Below are 16,294 nucleotides of genomic sequence, written 5' to 3' on the forward strand. Positions count from 1 at the left end.
CGAATGGGGGCGCAGGCTCCTTCGAGCCTCTTGCGCCGCGTGCAGTCCGAGCCTGTTGCTCCTCATTCCGTTTCCGCTAGTTCAAGTGAGTGCAGATGTTCGCGTGGCCCGGCATGTCTAGACCGACGTCGAGGATCGGAGCGCTGTGTGTGAGCCATCCGACCGAGATGAGGTCGACACCCGTCGCAGCAATCGACGGAGCCGTTTCCAGTGTCACCCGACCAGAAGCCTCTGTGATGGCGCGGCCAGCGACCAGTGCCACGGCGCGGGCAATATCCTCAACCGACATGTTGTCGAGCAGCACTGCGTGGACGCCCAGCGCGAGCGCTATATCGAGCTGCTCCAGCGTGTCGACCTCGACCTCGATCTTCACCATGTGGCCCGCGGCGGCGCGCGCTCGCTCTATTGCCGTGCGAATGTCGCCGGCGATGGCGATGTGGTTGTCCTTGATCAGCACGGCGTCATCGAGCCCGAAGCGGTGGTTGGCGCCGCCGCCGACGCGCACGGCATATTTCTCCAACGCGCGCAGGCCGGGCGTCGTCTTTCGCGTACACACGATCTTCGCCTTGTGGCCACGCACGGCCTTGACCATCGTCGCTGTGGCAGTGGCGATGCCACTCAGGCGGCACAGAAAATTGAGCGCCGTGCGCTCGGCGGTGAGCAGACCTCGCGCCGGTCCGCACAGCTTGGCGATAGTCTCGCCGGCCGCGACATCGCTGCCGTCAGCTCGCCAGATGTGCATGTCGATTGCTGGATCGACGAGAGTGAAGGCGAAGGCGGCCAGATCGAGCCCGGCAACGATTCCCGTCTGTCGCGACTTGAGCACCAAGGTGGCCGTGCAATCATGCGGGATCACCGCATCGCTGGTCAGGTCGCCGCATCTGCCCAGATCTTCCAGAAGAGCAGCGCGCACGATCGGTTCGATCAGGGCGGAGGGAAGGGGTGAGAATGAAACCATGTCAGGTGCTCCGTTTCGGCGCTCGCCAGCTGAGTGCGACCGCGGCCTGCATTGCGATGCGCAGTGTCAGCCGTGACGGGCGCGCGTCTGCATCGCGCCCTGGGAAATCGGACCGGCAGTGCGAACCGCGGCTCTCTTCGCGCCGCAGGGCCGCAATGGCGATCATCAGCGCCACCAAGGCCGGGTCGGATGCGGCCTCGTGGCCAGCCGCGATCGGCAGCAAGTTCGCCACCGCCTCGCGTAGCGTCTCGCCGTCCCGGATGATGCCCAGTGCGGTGGAGACGACCGGGCGGATGCAGGAAGGATCTGGCGGCGGAGGCACAAACGTCGAACATACGCGCCGCCGTTTCGTGTGAGATGTGCCGGCAACGCTTTCAGCAACCCAGCTCGCGGTGACCACCGCTTCGGTGAGCGAATTGCTGGCGAGGCGGTTAGCGCCGTGCAGACCGGTACATGCGACCTCGCCGCATGCCCATAACCCCTCGACGGAGCTGCGGCCGGCCGCGTCAACAGCAACGCCGCCCATGTGATAATGAGCCGCCGGGCGTACTGGGATCGGGTCGACGGAGGGATCGACGTCTGCCTCTCGGCACAAATGGGCTATGGCTGGAAAGCGATTGCCAAATCTCGGGCCGAGGCATTGCCGGGCGTCCAGGAACACTCGGTGCCCGCCAGTTATCTGTTGCCACACCGCACGCGCGACCACGTCGCGAGGTGCAAGCTCGCCGCCCGGCGTTTCAGCCAGGAAGCGTTCCCCTGCTTCGTCGATGAGCACCGCGCCTTCGCCGCGAACCGCCTCGCTCACCAATGGCATCGGCCGGCGCGGACCATCGAGCGCGGTCGGGTGGAACTGTACGAATTCCAAGTCGGCGAACTCCGCCCCGGCCCAGGCGGCGAGCGCTAGCCCGTGCCCACATGAGCCAGGCGGATTCGTGGTATCGCAAAACAGGCCGCCGATGCCGCCGGTTGCCAGCACCGCCCGGCGTGTAGGCAAGACGATCGTTCCGGTGCGCGAAACTGCGAGCACGGCGATGATTCCCCCGTCTTGCAGGACGAGCCGGCGAGCCTCCACATTTTCCAGGACGGTGATCGAAGCTGTGCACCGCACCGCGGCGATGAGCGCGCGGACCAGCTCGCGACCCGTCGCGTCGCCGTCAGCATGAACGATCCGCCGATGCGCGTGCGCCGCCTCGAGCCCGAGCCGCAACCGCCCGTCAGGGTAGCGGTCGAAGACGAGGCCGAAGTCTTCGAGGCCCTTGATCGCTTTGGGCGCAGCTCGGACAACTCGCCACGCGGTCGCCTCGTCGCAGAGCCCATCACCGGCTTCAAGTGTGTCGCAAAAATGAAATTCCGGGCCGTCCTCGCCGCCGAGACTTGCCGCAAGACCGCCTTGGGCGAGCGCACTGCAGGCTCCGGTTCCGAGCGGCGCATTGGACAGAAGCACGACCGGCTCCGGCGCCAAATGAAGCGCCGTCATCAGGCCTGCCACGCCAGCGCCTATGATGATTGGCGCCCCGCCGATGTCGTGAATGTCGCAGCTCATATCGAAAGCATGCGCTCGACTGCCAGGCGCGCGCGGCTGGCGATCCCGGGCTCGATCCGGACCTCGTGCCGGTTCTCCTCTAGAGCGGAGCGAATATTGGCGAGCGTAATGCGCTTCATATGCGGGCAAAGATTGCAAGGGCGCACGAACTCGACGTCGGGATGCGCGACCGCGATATTGTCGCTCATCGAACATTCCGTCATCAGGACTACGCGTGCCGGCGTCTCTCGTCCGACATATTCCGACATGGCGGCGGTCGAGCCCGAGAAATCCGCCTCTAGGACAACTTCTGGCGGACATTCGGGATGGGCGAGCACGATGATCCCTGGATATGCATTGCGCAGTTCCCGGATGTCGGCAGGGGTGAAGCGCTCATGCACCTCGCAACGACCCTTCCAGGCGATGATCCCGACCTTCGTCTCGGCGGCGACGTTCTTGGCCAGATATTCATCGGGCAGCATGATCACACGCGGCGCGCCGAGCGATTCCACCACCGCCTTTGCGTTGCCCGAGGTGCAGCAGATGTCGGACTCGGCCTTCACGGCGGCGGAGGTGTTGACATAGGTGACGATGGGCACGCCGGGATAACTCTGTCGCATCAGCCGCACGTCTTGTGCCGTGATCGAGTCGGCCAGCGAGCAACCGGCGCCCATGTCCGGGATGAGCACGGTCTTGTTCGGGTTTAGCAGCTTGGCGGTCTCGGCCATGAAATGCACGCCCGCAAGCACGATGACTTGCGCCTCGACCGTCACAGCCTTGCGGGCCAGCGCCAAGCTGTCGCCGACAATGTCTGCGACGCAATGGTAAATCTCGGGCGTCTGATAGTTGTGCGCCAGGATGACGGCATTGCGCTCGCGCTTGAGTGCAAGGATGGCTTCGATATCCTCGACGAAAACCGGCCATTCAATCGGCGGGATCACGCGTCGGACGCGCTCATAGAGGAACGCGGCCGTAGGCAGCACGGCGCTCATTGATGCCCCCGCTTATACTCTAGTTGAAGATAACCGGCATATACTTGCCGTGAGTATAAGGGATGTCAACCCCGCGCCAGCGGCAATTTTGTCCCGGCGATGGCCCTCTCGTCGAGAACGGCGTGGCGAAAGCGGTAGAGCTTCGCCGGCCGACCTCCGGTCTCGGCGGTGGTCTCGCCAGTCTCCTCCACCAGTTCCTGCTGCTCGATCAGGCGCCGAAAATTCGGCTTGTGGATGAGCCTACCGGCGAGCGCCTCCACGGTTCGCTGGAGTTGCAGTAGCGTAAAGGTCGGTCGCATAAGCTCGAAGACGACTGGGCGGTATTTGATCTTGGAGCGCAGCCGCGCAATGCCCGTTGCCACGATACGGCGATGATCTGCGACCATGGACTTGCTCGGCACCAGGGGAAGTGGGGGCGTTTCCCCTCCGCTTGCGGCCTCTTGGACCAGGCCTGCCTCATAAAGTAATTCATATCGCTGAAGCACGAGCTCCTCGTTCCAATAGCGGTCATCGAAGCCAAAGGCGATCGCCGCCCGCTGTCGACGCTCGCGTCGCGTGGCCGCGTCGCTGGCTCCGTCTGCCCAACCGATCAAGCGCGGTCGCACAACATCCAGCACCACCGGCGGGATGCCGGAGCGGTGGTCCTCCCACGGAAAATAGTCGTACCAGCTTTGCCATCCGCACTTGGATGAGCCCGTCGCCTGTTCTTTGCTGGTCAAAGCGAGATAGCTGATGGAGATGACGCGCTGCTGGCGTTCGGCGCCGATCCGGTCCCGATCGGCGAAGGTGTAGAGTTGCTCGATGTACCCCAAGGGCTGACCGGTCTGCTGCTCAACCCACCCCCTCAACCCGGATTGCGGCGACCGGTGCTCAAGCGCAAATGGTCCGGAGGGCAGGGTGTCAGCCTGACCGATAGTGAGGAGGCAGGGTTCACTTTCATTTACGGCCACGACAACGGCGATCAGGTCCACTTTGACTTCCGCCTTGCGGGCTTTGTCTTTCCTCGTTCCTGTTGCCTGATCGTCCATGTTCGTGACCTGAGCTCGGACGCATTAATCGATTTAATTGTAAGCGTGGCTGTTCGCACGTCAACACCGCACAGCCGCAGCCCCTTTTTTTGCTCTTCGCACTTGCACAAAAATGTGCCAGACGCGACACCTTCAGCGAGTAACGCTACGGAAGGAGGGGATGGATTGAGCGCAGCTGGTGACCCAAAGGGAATTGCACCACCGGATATTCGGATGCGGAAAGGCAAGACGCCACTCGTCTGCCTGACGGCATATACCACGCCGATCGCCAGTTTGGCCGATCGACACTGCGACATCGTTCTCGTGGGCGACAGCGTCGGCATGGTACTGCACGGCCTCTCGTCGACGCTGGGCGTCAGCCTCGACATGATGATCATGCACGGCCAGGCGGTGCGTCGGGGTCTGGCGCGAGCGTTGATGGTCGTAGACATGCCATTCGGCTCCTATGAAGAAAGCCCCGAGCAGGCCTTCCGCAACGCTACGCGCCTGATGGTGGAGACCGGTTGTGCAGCGGTGAAGCTCGAGGGCGGCCAGACCATGGCCGAGACGATCCGCTTCCTCGCCGCCCGCGGCGTGCCTGTCATGGCCCATACCGGCTTGACGCCGCAGGCCGTCAATACTTTCGGAGGCTACCGGGTCCAGGGGCGGGGAGATGATGCCGAGCGCATCAGCCGCGACGCCGGTGCAGTCACGGAAGCTGGCGCTTTCTCGGTGGTGCTGGAGAAAGTGCCAGAGCCGCTCGCACGGCGCATCACTGCGGAGATCGCCGTCCCCACAATCGGCATCGGCGCCTCGCCCGCCTGCGACGGCCAGATTTTGGTCAGCGATGATATGCTCGGGCTTTTCGGCTCTTTTCGGCCGAAATTCGTCAAACGCTACGCCGAACTAGGCAACCAGGCCGATGCGGCGATTGCGGCTTATGCCGCCGACGTGAGGGAACGGCGCTTTCCGGCGGCCGAACATCTCTACGCCGACGAGACGAAGGCCGGAGGCGTCACATGAGCGTGCCGATCGTTCGAACCGTTGCCGAACTCCGCGCTGTTGCCGCGGGATGGCGTCGCTCAGGCGCCCGTGTCGCCGTTGTGCCGACCATGGGGGCCTTGCATGAAGGCCATCTGAGCCTCGTGCGTGCCGCGCTTCAGAAGGCCGATCGGGTGATCGTGACGCTGTTCGTCAATCCCAAGCAGTTCAACAGTGCCGCCGACCTTGCCGCCTATCCCCGGACGGAAAACGAAGACGCTGCAAAACTCACTCCGTTGGGCGCACACCTGCTCTATGTTCCGAACGCGACTGAGATGTATCCTGACGGCTTCACCACGACCGTGTCCGTGTCCGGCGTCAGCGAAGGCCTGTGCGGTGCGTTCCGGCCTGGCCATTTCGATGGGGTGGCGACCGTCGTTGCCAAGCTCTTTCTGCAGACCGGCGCTGATTTTGCCTTTTTCGGAGAGAAGGACTTCCAGCAGCTTCTGCTTATCAGGCGCATGGTCCGGGACCTGGACATTCCGATCACCGTCGTCCCCTGTCCGACAGTCCGGGAAGCCGATGGTCTCGCTTTGTCATCGCGCAATCTCCGGCTCTCGCCGGCAGAGCGCGCCGTTGCCCCAAGGCTCGCATCGGTCCTGCTCGATACAGCGGAGGAGCTCTCGAACGGCTCTCCCGTCCTGCCAACGCTTACCCAGGCGCGTGCAGCAATTCTGGCGGCAGGCTATCGCGAGGTCGAATACCTGGAACTCCGTGGGGAAACGGACCTGCAGCCGTTAGCAAAGGTTGACCGACCGGCACGCTTGCTTGTCGCGGCTTGGCTCGGCGACACACGGCTCATCGATAACGTCTCAACATCCCCGGTCGGTAAGTGGTCAGGTTCGCGGCGTTCGCTTCAAGTGGAAGCTGCAAAGTAATGCCGGTGATGATGGCCAAATCGGCCGCGCCGCATCGATGCGGGGTCGTTTAGACCCAGGTTTCCGCCTCGCATCGAGCAACATTCGGGAGGTTGCGCAAAGGGCAGATGTATCGCGTATTCGAAAACTTCGTCGAGCAACTCTCTGCAAGCGTCGATGCTGTCGATCTCCATGAGGCAATGGCGTCCGCCGCAGCCGGATTCGATTTTCCGCTCTTCGCCTATTTCAGTTACCGGTCCGCCTCCGACCAGACGCCGCGGTTGATTTCGAATTATCCATCATCCTGGACATCAAACTATCTGCAACTGCGCTACCACAGCCATGATCCGGTGATCCTGCGCGGGCTGCAAGGCTGGGATACTTTCGATTGGGGCGTGGATCGATCCCGCCAGTGTCTTCCGGCCTCGCAGCAGGAAATCCTCGAAAAGGCAGCTCACTTTGGCATTCGCGGCGGATTGACCATGTCAATGCATGACTATCGCGGCCGGTTTGCGTCGCTGACCTTCGCTTCCGACCAGTCCCGTCCGCCTCTTTTGCGGTCCCTGACACGTTACGAAAAGGCATTGCAGCTGGTCGCAATCAGCTTTCATATACATGCCCGGCGCAGGCTAGCCGAAGATTGCGTAGTGGATGGCATAACGCTGACCCCGCGGGAGTTCGAATCGCTGAAATGGGCGGCGCGCGGTAAGTCGGCCTGGGATATTAGCCAGATCCTCGGCGTTTCTAAACGCACCGTGACCTTCCATCTGGAAAACGCCAAGGCAAAGCTTGGAGTGCGAACCATCAACCAGGGCGTGGCGCGGCTGACTGCTTCCCGTCAGTGGAGATCCTGAGTCCTTTTGTCGGATAGCTGTAAAGGTCTACAGGCTGCATCAATGTCGGCTTTGCTCTTCGATGGCGGGAACACATCCTGCACGGAGGCGACAAATGATGCAGCTGATAACACCTGAACTCTACGGCGAGTTTCCAAACGAGCTCAAAGAAATGCACGGGCTCAGGCATCGGGTCTTCAAGGAAAGGCTGGATTGGGAAGTTCAGACCGAAAGCGAGATGGAAACAGACGCATTTGACAGCCTGAACCCCATCTATTTGCTTCTCAAGGGAGCCGACTGGCGAATTTGCGGTTGCGTCCGTCTTCTGCCGACTACCGGACCGACAATGTTGCGCGACACCTTTCCGATGCTGCTGGGCGAGACTACGGCGCCCGCGAGTGCCCGCATTTGGGAGAGCAGTCGTTTCGCACTCGATCTTCCTCCATCAGCGCCTAAGGCTGGTGGACTGGCGCAAGCAACCTACGAGCTCTTCGCGGGCATGATCGAATTCGGCTTGGCGAACAATCTCACTCGGATTGTGACAGTTACCGATACGCGCATGGAACGGATCCTGCGTCTCGCAACGTGGCCGTTGTCGCGCATCGGACAGCCGAAGCCGGTCGGTAACACGGAGGCCGTCGCCGGCTTTCTCGAGATTTCCCACGCTAGCCTCTTGCGCATCCGCTGGAAGGGACGTCTGAACGGACCGGTGTTATGGCAACCGGTTCTCGGCCTGTCGGCATAGCGCCTAACGATGCTCAGCCCTGACCAATGCACCTGCCCGCGGGCGCTACGAACAGTCGATGACCGGACTGGCGTAGTTGCGAAGGTTACGACCTTCCGGTCAATTTCCCCCACACGGCCTGGGCCTGGGAGTTCATCGGCGCAATCCGCAACCCAGCGTGACCACGCCGAATGGCGCCGCCCGGCGCAGACACCCGGGTTTTGGACGCCGTAAAAGCCCGGATTTCTTGACGCCGTTAAAAAGCAGCGGAACCTTGCACAGAGCAGCCAACGGCTGCAACGCTGGACCTCTCAGCGGTGCCATCTGATAACCCAAAAAAGCCCCGGCGCGGGATCGATGCGCCGGGGCTTGGGCACGTACGAGCTACACCAACATGTCCACTTATGAACGTGCGCTAATAAAGTGAATGAATGGTAAATCGCGCAATGGCTCGCCAACGCGGCTCGTATGCATGCTCCCATGTGAGAAGCGTTGCTGGCATGGATCAACGCTGCCGCAGGCCTAAGGGCGCACGCTCAAAGCTGGGCTGAAGCCCGCAGGATCGCGGTATCGGCGACAGGCCTGGACACGACAAGACGCGTCGCGGAGATGTCCGTCATGCCGCCCCCTTTCGCAACTCGAGGCCGCACAGTGTTCAGACTCGCCCGTATTCCCGCCAAGTTCCTTTTGCAGTCCGGGATGGTTTTGTGCACGTGCGAAGTCGCGAGGACATTATGGGGTGACCACGTTTTGTAGCCGGTCCCACCGAACGCCCGCGATGCGCACAGCTGCCCGGTCGCCCTCGTGCTATATTGACGACCGGTGAATGGTGGCTCCGACATGGCCAGGGAGCTGTCACGACGGCCATGGATCCAGCGCTCAGCAAGCATCGAGTTCCTGCTCAAGAAGTTCGGCGATGGGCAGCCGCCGGGCAGCGACTGGTACGGTACACCCTATCAGGCCATTTTAGGCAGGCAGGTTCTTCGGACTTGATCAGAACCAGTTCAACCGCCATATACCGGCCCGGCCGCCAGTCAGGTTGCCCATGGACGAGACCGAACCGGTCGAATTGACGTCCATTTATTCGACTAGCTACGAGCGCCAACTCAGGAGGAACTCTCCCGAGCTGTCAGGCGCCTTTGCTCTCCTTCGAGGTGGTATATGAAAGATTCGCGCATTCCCGAGCCAGTCTTGACGGCTATGTTGGAGGGAACCCACATCATCCGTGCTTACCGTGAGCACCTCGGATATTCCGTCGAGGACTTGGCGGTGGCGTGCGGGCTAGCCGCTGAGGAAATCCTGAATATTGAGTCCGGTCTGAGATACCACAAGGGTTATCGAGATCGGATCGCGAAATCGCTGTCCCTACCCGTGGGAATATTTGAGGCGGACATATTGGACGCGGCCTGACAGAGGAAGACTCGTTGCCCGTTGGGTCTGTCGGGGAGCAGGTCGCGTACGAATCAACTGAATTGGTGTTCCGCTGGCGACAGGATGAATGAAAGAACGGAACCACCGACAAGCGCATGATTCTCCCAAGCTATCATCGCTGATCTGTCGAGTTTAGACGACAGGGCAGCGACAGCGATGGCGCCGAAGCGCCGGCCTTGCCCCGAGGAGTTCCGCGAGCGCTCGAGCTCCAGCTCGATAATCAACGCGCCGCTCTAAAGCGGCGGCACGCGCGTTGAGGCGTGTCTCTGTGCAGAGTTCGGGCGGACGCCGATTGCGCTTTCCGGCTGGCGCGCAACTAACCGCCAAGCAGTCGCACCGGCGGAACATTTTCGCGCCAACCCCTGTAACGTGAAGTAGGTCACCGGGAAGCGCGGCTCGTGCGCCGGAACGTGATCGTCGCGCTCTTCCTGGTCGTGACACATCCGCGCGCTACAGAGCCTCGATGCCAGCTGCTCGGACGCCCAGGCGGATGTAAAAATCCACAGATGCATCCAGGTCATATACTAGCTGCCAAGCATATGACCCGCCTTTCGCAAGGCGCCTAGGAAGAGACCGGCATGGATGATGACGTCGATCTTGGCCTGCATTGAGAGGGGCATGCTGGTCCAGTTCTCCAACGGCGAAAGGAAATGTGAGAAAGTGCCATTGACCATACAAGAGCGGGTGACAAGGCCTTGTCTGTCTAACGCGACCACGCCCGTCTGGTCGCCTCGATATCGGATGCCTGCGATCCGCTGGACCTCCGAGTCACCATCGACCCGCACGTCGAAAACCAGGACACCCTGGCTCCTCGTGGCTATCTCTGCGGCTTTTTGGTTGAAGCTTAGGGAGAGTGAGCGGACGCTTTCGACCGCCATCTGGAAAATCGCCAAATCCAGTTCATCCAACGCCATGTAGGCTATTGCGCGCAATGTCAGGGTGATTGCAACGACGCACGCGGCTTGTTCACAGGTGTCGGCTCACGACCAATCCTTAGCTGGTTTGATAGCTCGGCCACCGACCGATTCGTGTTTCACTTCGAACTAATGCTGAAGCGGGGCGCGCGCACTGTCCTTGGACTTGGGCTTTGCACTATCGCCGTTGACGAACTCCTTTCCTTCCTCGTTGCTTCGCCAATTCGCGGGTGGCTTATTCAAGTCCGCTCTCGAACCCAGAGTTCGAAGGTCGGCTTTCCTAGCCGTCCCGCGAGGTCGCTTCGCATCTGTCCTTCTGAGCATATGCTTGGGCTTGGACATCCACGAACGAGGCTCAGCCCCGCTGTCGGGATCCTGCTGCATCACGGCACGTCAGCGCATCAGACTCCCACCGGGTTCACAAAGTAGACTCGCTGGGGTAGGGGGAGCGCAGAGAAATCTCCGGTCGCAGCCTTACCCGGTCAAAACAAGGATACCACAATGAAGACTCTCGTCATCTGCTCTGGCGGATTGGACTCCGTTTCCCTTGCTCACAGCGTGGCAGCGGAGCACGAGCTCGCCGGCCTGCTGTCTTTCGATTACGGCCAACGGCACAGGAAAGAATTGGGCTTCGCCGCTCTCTGCGCGGAGCGACTGAACACTATGCACCAGATCATCAACATCCCCGAAATCGGCCGCGGCCTTTCCGGCTCAGCGCTGACCGATAATGTCGACGTGCCGGACGGACACTACGCCGAAGACACGATGAAGATCACGGTGGTGCCGAACCGGAACGCCATCATGTTGGCAATTGCCTTCGGTCTCGCCGCCGCGCACAAGGCCGAAGCGGTGGCGATGGCCGTACATGGTGGGGACCATTTCATCTATCCAGATTGCCGTCCGGCCTTCATCGAAGCTTTCCAGATGATGCAAGACTGCGCGCTCGACGGCTACGCGGAGATTCGCCTTTATACACCTTACGTCAACCTCACGAAGGGCGACATCGTCGGGGATGGAGCAAGACACGGAACCCCATTTGCGGAGACCTGGTCGTGTTACAAAGGCGGCGAGCGTCACTGCGGACGGTGCGGGACCTGCGTGGAGCGGCGCGAGGCGTTTAATCTCGCGGGGCACACTGATCCAACCGACTACGAAGACGCCGACTTCTGGCTTGAGGCGCTGCGGAGGAGGAGCACCTGATGTTCCGCATCACCAAGGAATTCCACTTCTCGGCCTCGCACCAACTCACCTCCTTGCCACCTGATCATCAGTGTGCGCGCCTGCACGGGCATAACTACATCGTCGAAGTGGAGCTTTCGGCGAACGACCTGGACGAGCACGGCTTCGTGCGCGACTATCACGATCTGGCGCCGCTCAAACGCTATATCGACGAGAGCCTCGACCATCGGCACCTCAACGAAGTGCTGGAACATGAGCAAGTCACCGCGGAATACTTGGCCAGGCATTTCTATGAATGGTGCAAGGCACGTCTGCCGGAAACCGCGGCCGTGCGGGTGAGCGAAACCCCGAAAACCTGGGCGGAATACCGGCCGTGACGGACACGCGTCCCGCAATCCGTGTGAGCGAGATATTTGGGCCCACCATCCAGGGCGAGGGAGTGCTCATTGGTTTGCCTACAGTCTTCATCAGGACCGGCGGGTGTGACTACCGGTGTTCCTGGTGCGACAGCCTCCATGCGGTGGACAACCAATTCCGCCACAAATGGGAGATGATGCCAACCGAAACGGTGTGGCAAAGCGTCGTTGGGCTTTCCGGTGGCCGGCCAGTGATGGTGTCGCTGTCGGGCGGCAATCCGGCCATTCAGCCGTTCGGTGCGCTGATCGAGCTTGGCCATGGTGAAGGCTACCGTTTTGCGCTGGAAACCCAAGGTTCGGTGGTCAGGGACTGGTTTGCGGATCTTGACGTGCTGGTTCTCAGCCCAAAGCCGCCGTCAAGCGAGATGAGGACGGATTGGGCTGCATTCGAGGCGTGCATAGAAGCGGCGCAGGAGAAGCCGCAAATCGTGCTCAAGCTCGTTGTTTTCGACGAGAGTGACTACGCCTACGCCAAAGACGCCGCCGCGCGATTTCCTCGCCTTCCGGTCTATCTGCAACCCGGCAATCACACGCCACCGCGCCCTGGCAATGAAGACGCAACTGTCGACCTGGACGGAACAAACAAACGCATGGAGTGGCTTGTGGAAAAGGTTACACACGACAGGTGGTTCGAAGCGCGCGTGTTGCCGCAGCTGCACGTTATGCTCTGGGGAAACAAGAGAGGCGTCTAGTCTCGCCTGTGCGGGAATGCCGCCTGCGGACCTTCGGTTCGACGGGTTGGCCCCATCTGGCGGCGCTGCGGGGTACTTGCGGAGGTGCTTGAGGCCGAGATGGTGTTGGACGCTTCGAAATTGAGCGCACACCGGAGCGGCTAGGCTGCCACTCCGGTGCATGGTGGACGCAACGTTGGCAGCCATCTATCCAAGGCGTGGATGCGGTTCATCGAAACAAACGATTTTATCAACTTTCCGGAATGTCGCATTGACCCTGCACCGGACACGCATCGATCATCCGCTGCCTCTGTCGCGTGAAAAGGGACCCGAAAGGGGAAAATCTTTGCATGAGCTCAGACGTGCGCTGCAAACTGGCCTGGGAATGAGTTGCAGCAGGCCGACGATGTCAAACTCTCCGACTCTCTTTTACGCAGGTGCAGTTAGCGGAGAGTGTCCCTCTCACAAGGGTTGAACGGCTCATTCAGACCAGTCCGCAATGGCACGGCACTTGCTCCCGAGATGGCAGCAGCGTTCGACCGGAGCGCCGCCAGGGACAAGTCTTGAAACGAGCAAGAGGCCGCCCCAGTCCGTTCAGGGAGAGAGACGGTGTTAGCTCCACAAGCCCACGGCGTGAACGCTGGACCTGGTAAGCCCCATTTTGCCCGGCTTTATGTGCAGGTGCTTGCCGCAGTCGCCGTTGGCGTCGCAGTTGGCTGTTTGTATCCGGAGGTCCGCGAGAGCCTGAGGCCGCTCGGTGATGCTTTCATCAAGCTCGTGAAGATAATCATCGCGCCTGTCAGTTTCCTGACAATTGCGACCCGCACCGCCGGCATGAACGATCTCAAGAAGGTCGGCCGGGTCGCCGGCAAGGCGATGAATTATTTCCTCACCTTCTCGAGCCTCGCATCGATTGTCGGTCTCATTGTCGCAAATGTCGTCAGCCAGGTGCCGGCCTCAACATTGATCCAGCCTCGCTCGATGTTCAGGGGGTGAAGGGCTGTGCCGCCGAGGTTCACGAGCAATTCGTGACCGGCTTCCTGATGACATCGTCCCTTCAACCATCGTTGGTGCGTTCGCCGAAGGCGACATTCTCCAGGTCCTGATAATCTTCGGAATGGCTATGGGATATTTGACAAAGCACGACGGCAATCAAGTTATATACCGCAGCTGGGAAGAGCAGAAACAGTCAAGCGCCAAGATGAGAATTTTGGCGCTTAAGCTTGATCATGTCGGAGACTTTTGGATGTCTCTAGCGCCCCTGAAGGACCTGCGTCAGCGCTTTGCGCATGCCCACATTACGCTGGTGGTTGGAAGCTGGAACATCGACACTGCAAAACAGTTCGACCTCGCCGACGATTACGTTGCTTTTGATTTCTTTCCGCGCAACCCGAAGGTCGATAGGCGCAAGAAAGCGGCCGACATACGGCCGCTGCTGACCGGCGAGTTTGATCTTGCCATTGATATGCGTGTTCCGGATGAGACAAGGCCCATCTTGCTCGAAGTCCCCGCGAGGCATCGTGCGGCGATAGTTGATCCTTACGCCACGCATCAGATCGATATTGCGATAGCGCCATTCGATCTGAAATTACGCAGAAGCATCTTCTACAAGCTGACCCAAAAAATAGGGGTCGCCGACAAAGTCCCTCGCAGATGGCTTGATTGGTTCGTTGACCGTAAGCAGGTACGTCTTCAGCATGTGTCGGAAATTCTCCTCTTTCTGGTCGCAAAGGCAGGGGCCTATTTCGACGCCGAAAGTGAAGCGGGCCGCCGACAGAGTTCGACAGAAGGCAAGTCCCCGATCGTCGTGGCTCCGTTTTCGAATTCCAGCCTGCGGGATTGGCCGATTGAAAATTTTGGCAAACTTGTCGCTGCTCTTTCTACCCGCGGTGAGGTGATCCTCGTCGGCCGTGACGAAAGCCGGGAAGCGCTTGAGGAGGTCGCGATGATAGCTCGCGACGGTGGAGCCGCGGACATTCGAACGGCTGTCGACTTGTCAGAATTGGAATTCAATCATCTCGTCAAATCGGCCGCACTCGTGGTGTCGAACAATTCGGGCACTGGGCATGTCGCTGCCCAGCTTGGCCGCCCTACTGTCGGCATTTTCACCGCGTCACATCTGCCGGAAATCTGGGGGTTTCGTGGTCCCCTGGTCAGCATGCTTATGAGCGTTATTGAATGTCGCGGATGTGGTCTGGACAAAGTGCGGCGCTGTCCGGTCAAAGTCCGCTGCAAGTTCGACATCACGCCCGATCTGGTGATTGCCGAGGTAGACGCCTTGATGAATTATTGTAAGGGGCAGGACAAACTTATTGTGGCTCTGGGCGGTGCGGCCAGCACGAACATCGCGCGCGGGGAGGCAGCTTAGGGCGTGTGGACTCTCCAGACTCCCTTTTGGGCCGTAGCATGATTCAAGACTGCTTTTGGGGCGAGTGACGCGGCGTGGGATAGGACGTCGCCGCTGATCATCGGGCGTCTTGATCAGAAGGGATCGACGGGCCGCGATAATGGGATGTTCGTCGAGGCGGTCCTATCGATTGTGCGAACGGGCTCCCCCTGGCGCGGTCTTCCCAATGTATTCGGCGATTGGAACAGCGTATTCCGCCGCTTCAGTCGATGGAGCAGCAAGGATATCTGGTGGCGCATCTTCGAGGCGATGTCCGATGATCCGGACTTTGAATATCTAATCATCGATTCCACCATCGTCCGAGCCCACCAACATGCGGCTGGGGCCAAAAAAGGGGGTCTGTAGATCAGGCCCTTGGTCGCTCCCGCGGCGGCCTGAGCACCAAAGATACACATGGCCGTTCGCCGGTTGGGGTGCCCTGTGCGGTTCACGCTTACTGCAGGCAAAAGAGCGATGGCGCCGCAAGCCGCAGCCTTGATCGAAAGACTGTCCGCCGACGTGGTCATGGCCGATACCGCCTATGACGCCGACTATACGCCAAGCCATCGCCGGTTACGCCAAGCCATCGCCGCCATGAATGCAGTTGCTGTCCTACCCAACAACCCATCACGCTCACTCAAATATCCGCTCGACAGGCACCTCTATGCCCAGCGTCACACTCGTCGAGTGCTGCTTCTCCAAGCTCAAGCAGTTCCGCCGAGTCGCAACCCGCTCCGACATTCTCCAGGTCCTGTCCTTCCCGGCATCGCTCTGGCGATGTTCGGAGAGAGGGGCACGCCTGCCCTTTCTTTGCTTCAGGCGCTCGTCGCGCCGGTGTTCAAGCTGGTCGGCATTCTGGTGAGGGCCGCGCCTGTCGAAGGCGCGCGCGCCGGGCGTTCGGTCGTGGGCCTGATCATCCCGGCCGGACATTCATTCAAATTTAGATGGCACCGATATTTGTATAACGCTCGCCGCCTCTTGATGCGATCTATCGGATCAACCCTAGCATCCATATGTCGACGGACGGCAATCCAGGTGAACGATCAGCGTATTGTCTTCGGCTTCTGCCCGCGCCATCTCCACCACGCGTTCATAGACCTCGTCGATATCGCTGCCCTGAACGGTCGTAGGCCCATCCGGCATATTCTCGGACGCCCAAAGGCGTTTCTTGGTGGCTGGAATAGAAGGGCGGAGGGAAATGGGTGGATGGCCGCTTTGCGTCCCCATGGTGGTCGTTGTGATAGACTCTTCTGCATCGCATTGAAATGTATCTCTATCCACAGCGTGGATGCCTCTCATCGAAACAAACGATTTTATCAATCCTTCGGAATCTCGCATGACGACAGCACCTCACACACACTGA

At 60.4% G+C, this 16,294-nt stretch carries 14 protein-coding genes and 2 pseudogenes; 10 read left to right on the forward strand and 6 right to left on the reverse strand.

All coding sequences use genetic code 11. The annotated features are described in order from the left end of the window. Nucleotides 1–76: 76 nt before the first annotated feature. The 4 genes from nadC to AC0L2P_RS19960 all read right to left on the reverse strand — a co-directional run bounded on the left by nadC (nucleotide 77) and on the right by AC0L2P_RS19960 (nucleotide 4,500). Complete coding sequence (gene nadC / locus AC0L2P_RS19945) at nucleotides 77–958, reverse strand: carboxylating nicotinate-nucleotide diphosphorylase (protein ID WP_473503254.1); 882 nt, start codon at nucleotides 956–958, stop codon at nucleotides 77–79. Nucleotide 959: 1 nt separating this feature from the next. Further along, complete coding sequence (locus AC0L2P_RS19950) at nucleotides 960–2,501, reverse strand: L-aspartate oxidase (RefSeq protein ID WP_473503256.1); 1,542 nt, start codon at nucleotides 2,499–2,501, stop codon at nucleotides 960–962. Beyond that, complete coding sequence (gene nadA, locus AC0L2P_RS19955) at nucleotides 2,498–3,472, reverse strand: quinolinate synthase NadA (protein WP_473503258.1); 975 nt, start codon at nucleotides 3,470–3,472, stop codon at nucleotides 2,498–2,500. Before nadA ends, AC0L2P_RS19950 begins: the two co-directional genes overlap by 4 nt. 65 nt (nucleotides 3,473–3,537) lie before the next feature. Beyond that, complete coding sequence (locus tag AC0L2P_RS19960) at nucleotides 3,538–4,500, reverse strand: NUDIX hydrolase (protein WP_473503260.1); 963 nt, start codon at nucleotides 4,498–4,500, stop codon at nucleotides 3,538–3,540. 213 nt (nucleotides 4,501–4,713) lie between these two features. On the opposite strand from AC0L2P_RS19960, the gene panB reads away from it, so the two are divergent. The 4 genes from panB to AC0L2P_RS19980 all read left to right on the forward strand — a co-directional run bounded on the left by panB (nucleotide 4,714) and on the right by AC0L2P_RS19980 (nucleotide 7,955). Continuing rightward, nucleotides 4,714–5,502 carry a 3-methyl-2-oxobutanoate hydroxymethyltransferase gene (gene panB, locus AC0L2P_RS19965; protein ID WP_473503261.1) on the forward strand — a complete coding sequence of 263 codons (789 nt, stop codon included), beginning with the start codon at nucleotides 4,714–4,716 and terminating at the stop codon, nucleotides 5,500–5,502. Then, a complete protein-coding gene (gene panC, locus AC0L2P_RS19970) occupies nucleotides 5,499–6,398 on the forward strand; it encodes a pantoate--beta-alanine ligase (protein WP_473503263.1) in 900 nt (299 codons plus the stop codon). Before panB ends, panC begins: the two co-directional genes overlap by 4 nt. 107 nt (nucleotides 6,399–6,505) lie before the next feature. Then, complete coding sequence (locus AC0L2P_RS19975; protein WP_473503265.1) at nucleotides 6,506–7,231, forward strand: LuxR family transcriptional regulator; 726 nt, start codon at nucleotides 6,506–6,508, stop codon at nucleotides 7,229–7,231. Nucleotides 7,232–7,325: 94 nt separating this feature from the next. After that, complete coding sequence (locus AC0L2P_RS19980; RefSeq protein WP_473503267.1) at nucleotides 7,326–7,955, forward strand: acyl-homoserine-lactone synthase; 630 nt, start codon at nucleotides 7,326–7,328, stop codon at nucleotides 7,953–7,955. A gap of 1,934 nt (nucleotides 7,956–9,889) precedes the next feature. On the opposite strand, the gene AC0L2P_RS19985 is transcribed toward AC0L2P_RS19980, so the two are convergent. Beyond that, on the reverse strand, nucleotides 9,890–10,279 hold the full coding sequence (locus tag AC0L2P_RS19985; protein ID WP_473503269.1) for a hypothetical protein: 390 nt from the start codon (nucleotides 10,277–10,279) through the stop codon (nucleotides 9,890–9,892). A gap of 501 nt (nucleotides 10,280–10,780) precedes the next feature. Here AC0L2P_RS19985 and queC point away from each other — a divergent pair. The 6 genes and pseudogenes from queC to AC0L2P_RS20015 form a co-directional block, all read left to right on the forward strand. Beyond that, nucleotides 10,781–11,479: a 7-cyano-7-deazaguanine synthase QueC gene (queC, locus tag AC0L2P_RS19990; protein WP_473503271.1), complete on the forward strand. Its 699-nt coding sequence runs from the start codon at nucleotides 10,781–10,783 to the stop codon at nucleotides 11,477–11,479. Beyond that, nucleotides 11,479–11,835 (forward strand): 6-carboxytetrahydropterin synthase QueD, encoded by a 357-nt coding sequence (queD, locus tag AC0L2P_RS19995; protein ID WP_473503273.1) that lies wholly within the window; start codon nucleotides 11,479–11,481, stop codon nucleotides 11,833–11,835. The genes queC and queD overlap by 1 nt, the downstream gene beginning before the upstream one ends. Continuing rightward, on the forward strand, nucleotides 11,832–12,566 hold the full coding sequence (gene queE, locus AC0L2P_RS20000) for a 7-carboxy-7-deazaguanine synthase QueE (protein WP_473503275.1): 735 nt from the start codon (nucleotides 11,832–11,834) through the stop codon (nucleotides 12,564–12,566). The genes queD and queE overlap by 4 nt, the downstream gene beginning before the upstream one ends. Nucleotides 12,567–13,154: 588 nt before the next feature. Then, a pseudogene (locus AC0L2P_RS20005) lies at nucleotides 13,155–13,671 on the forward strand (cation:dicarboxylate symporter family transporter); the annotation flags it as partial. A gap of 6 nt (nucleotides 13,672–13,677) precedes the next feature. Then, a complete protein-coding gene (locus AC0L2P_RS20010) occupies nucleotides 13,678–14,913 on the forward strand; it encodes a glycosyltransferase family 9 protein (RefSeq protein ID WP_473503410.1) in 1,236 nt (411 codons plus the stop codon). A 93-nt stretch (nucleotides 14,914–15,006) separates the two neighbouring features. Continuing rightward, a pseudogene (locus tag AC0L2P_RS20015) lies at nucleotides 15,007–15,664 on the forward strand (IS5 family transposase); the annotation flags it as partial. Between the two features lie 269 nt (nucleotides 15,665–15,933). On the opposite strand, the gene AC0L2P_RS20020 reads toward AC0L2P_RS20015, so the two are convergent. Then, on the reverse strand, nucleotides 15,934–16,269 hold the full coding sequence (locus AC0L2P_RS20020) for a hypothetical protein (RefSeq protein ID WP_473503277.1): 336 nt from the start codon (nucleotides 16,267–16,269) through the stop codon (nucleotides 15,934–15,936). Nucleotides 16,270–16,294: the final 25 nt, after the last annotated feature.

This window comes from Mesorhizobium sp. WSM4836, from assembly GCF_055811815.1.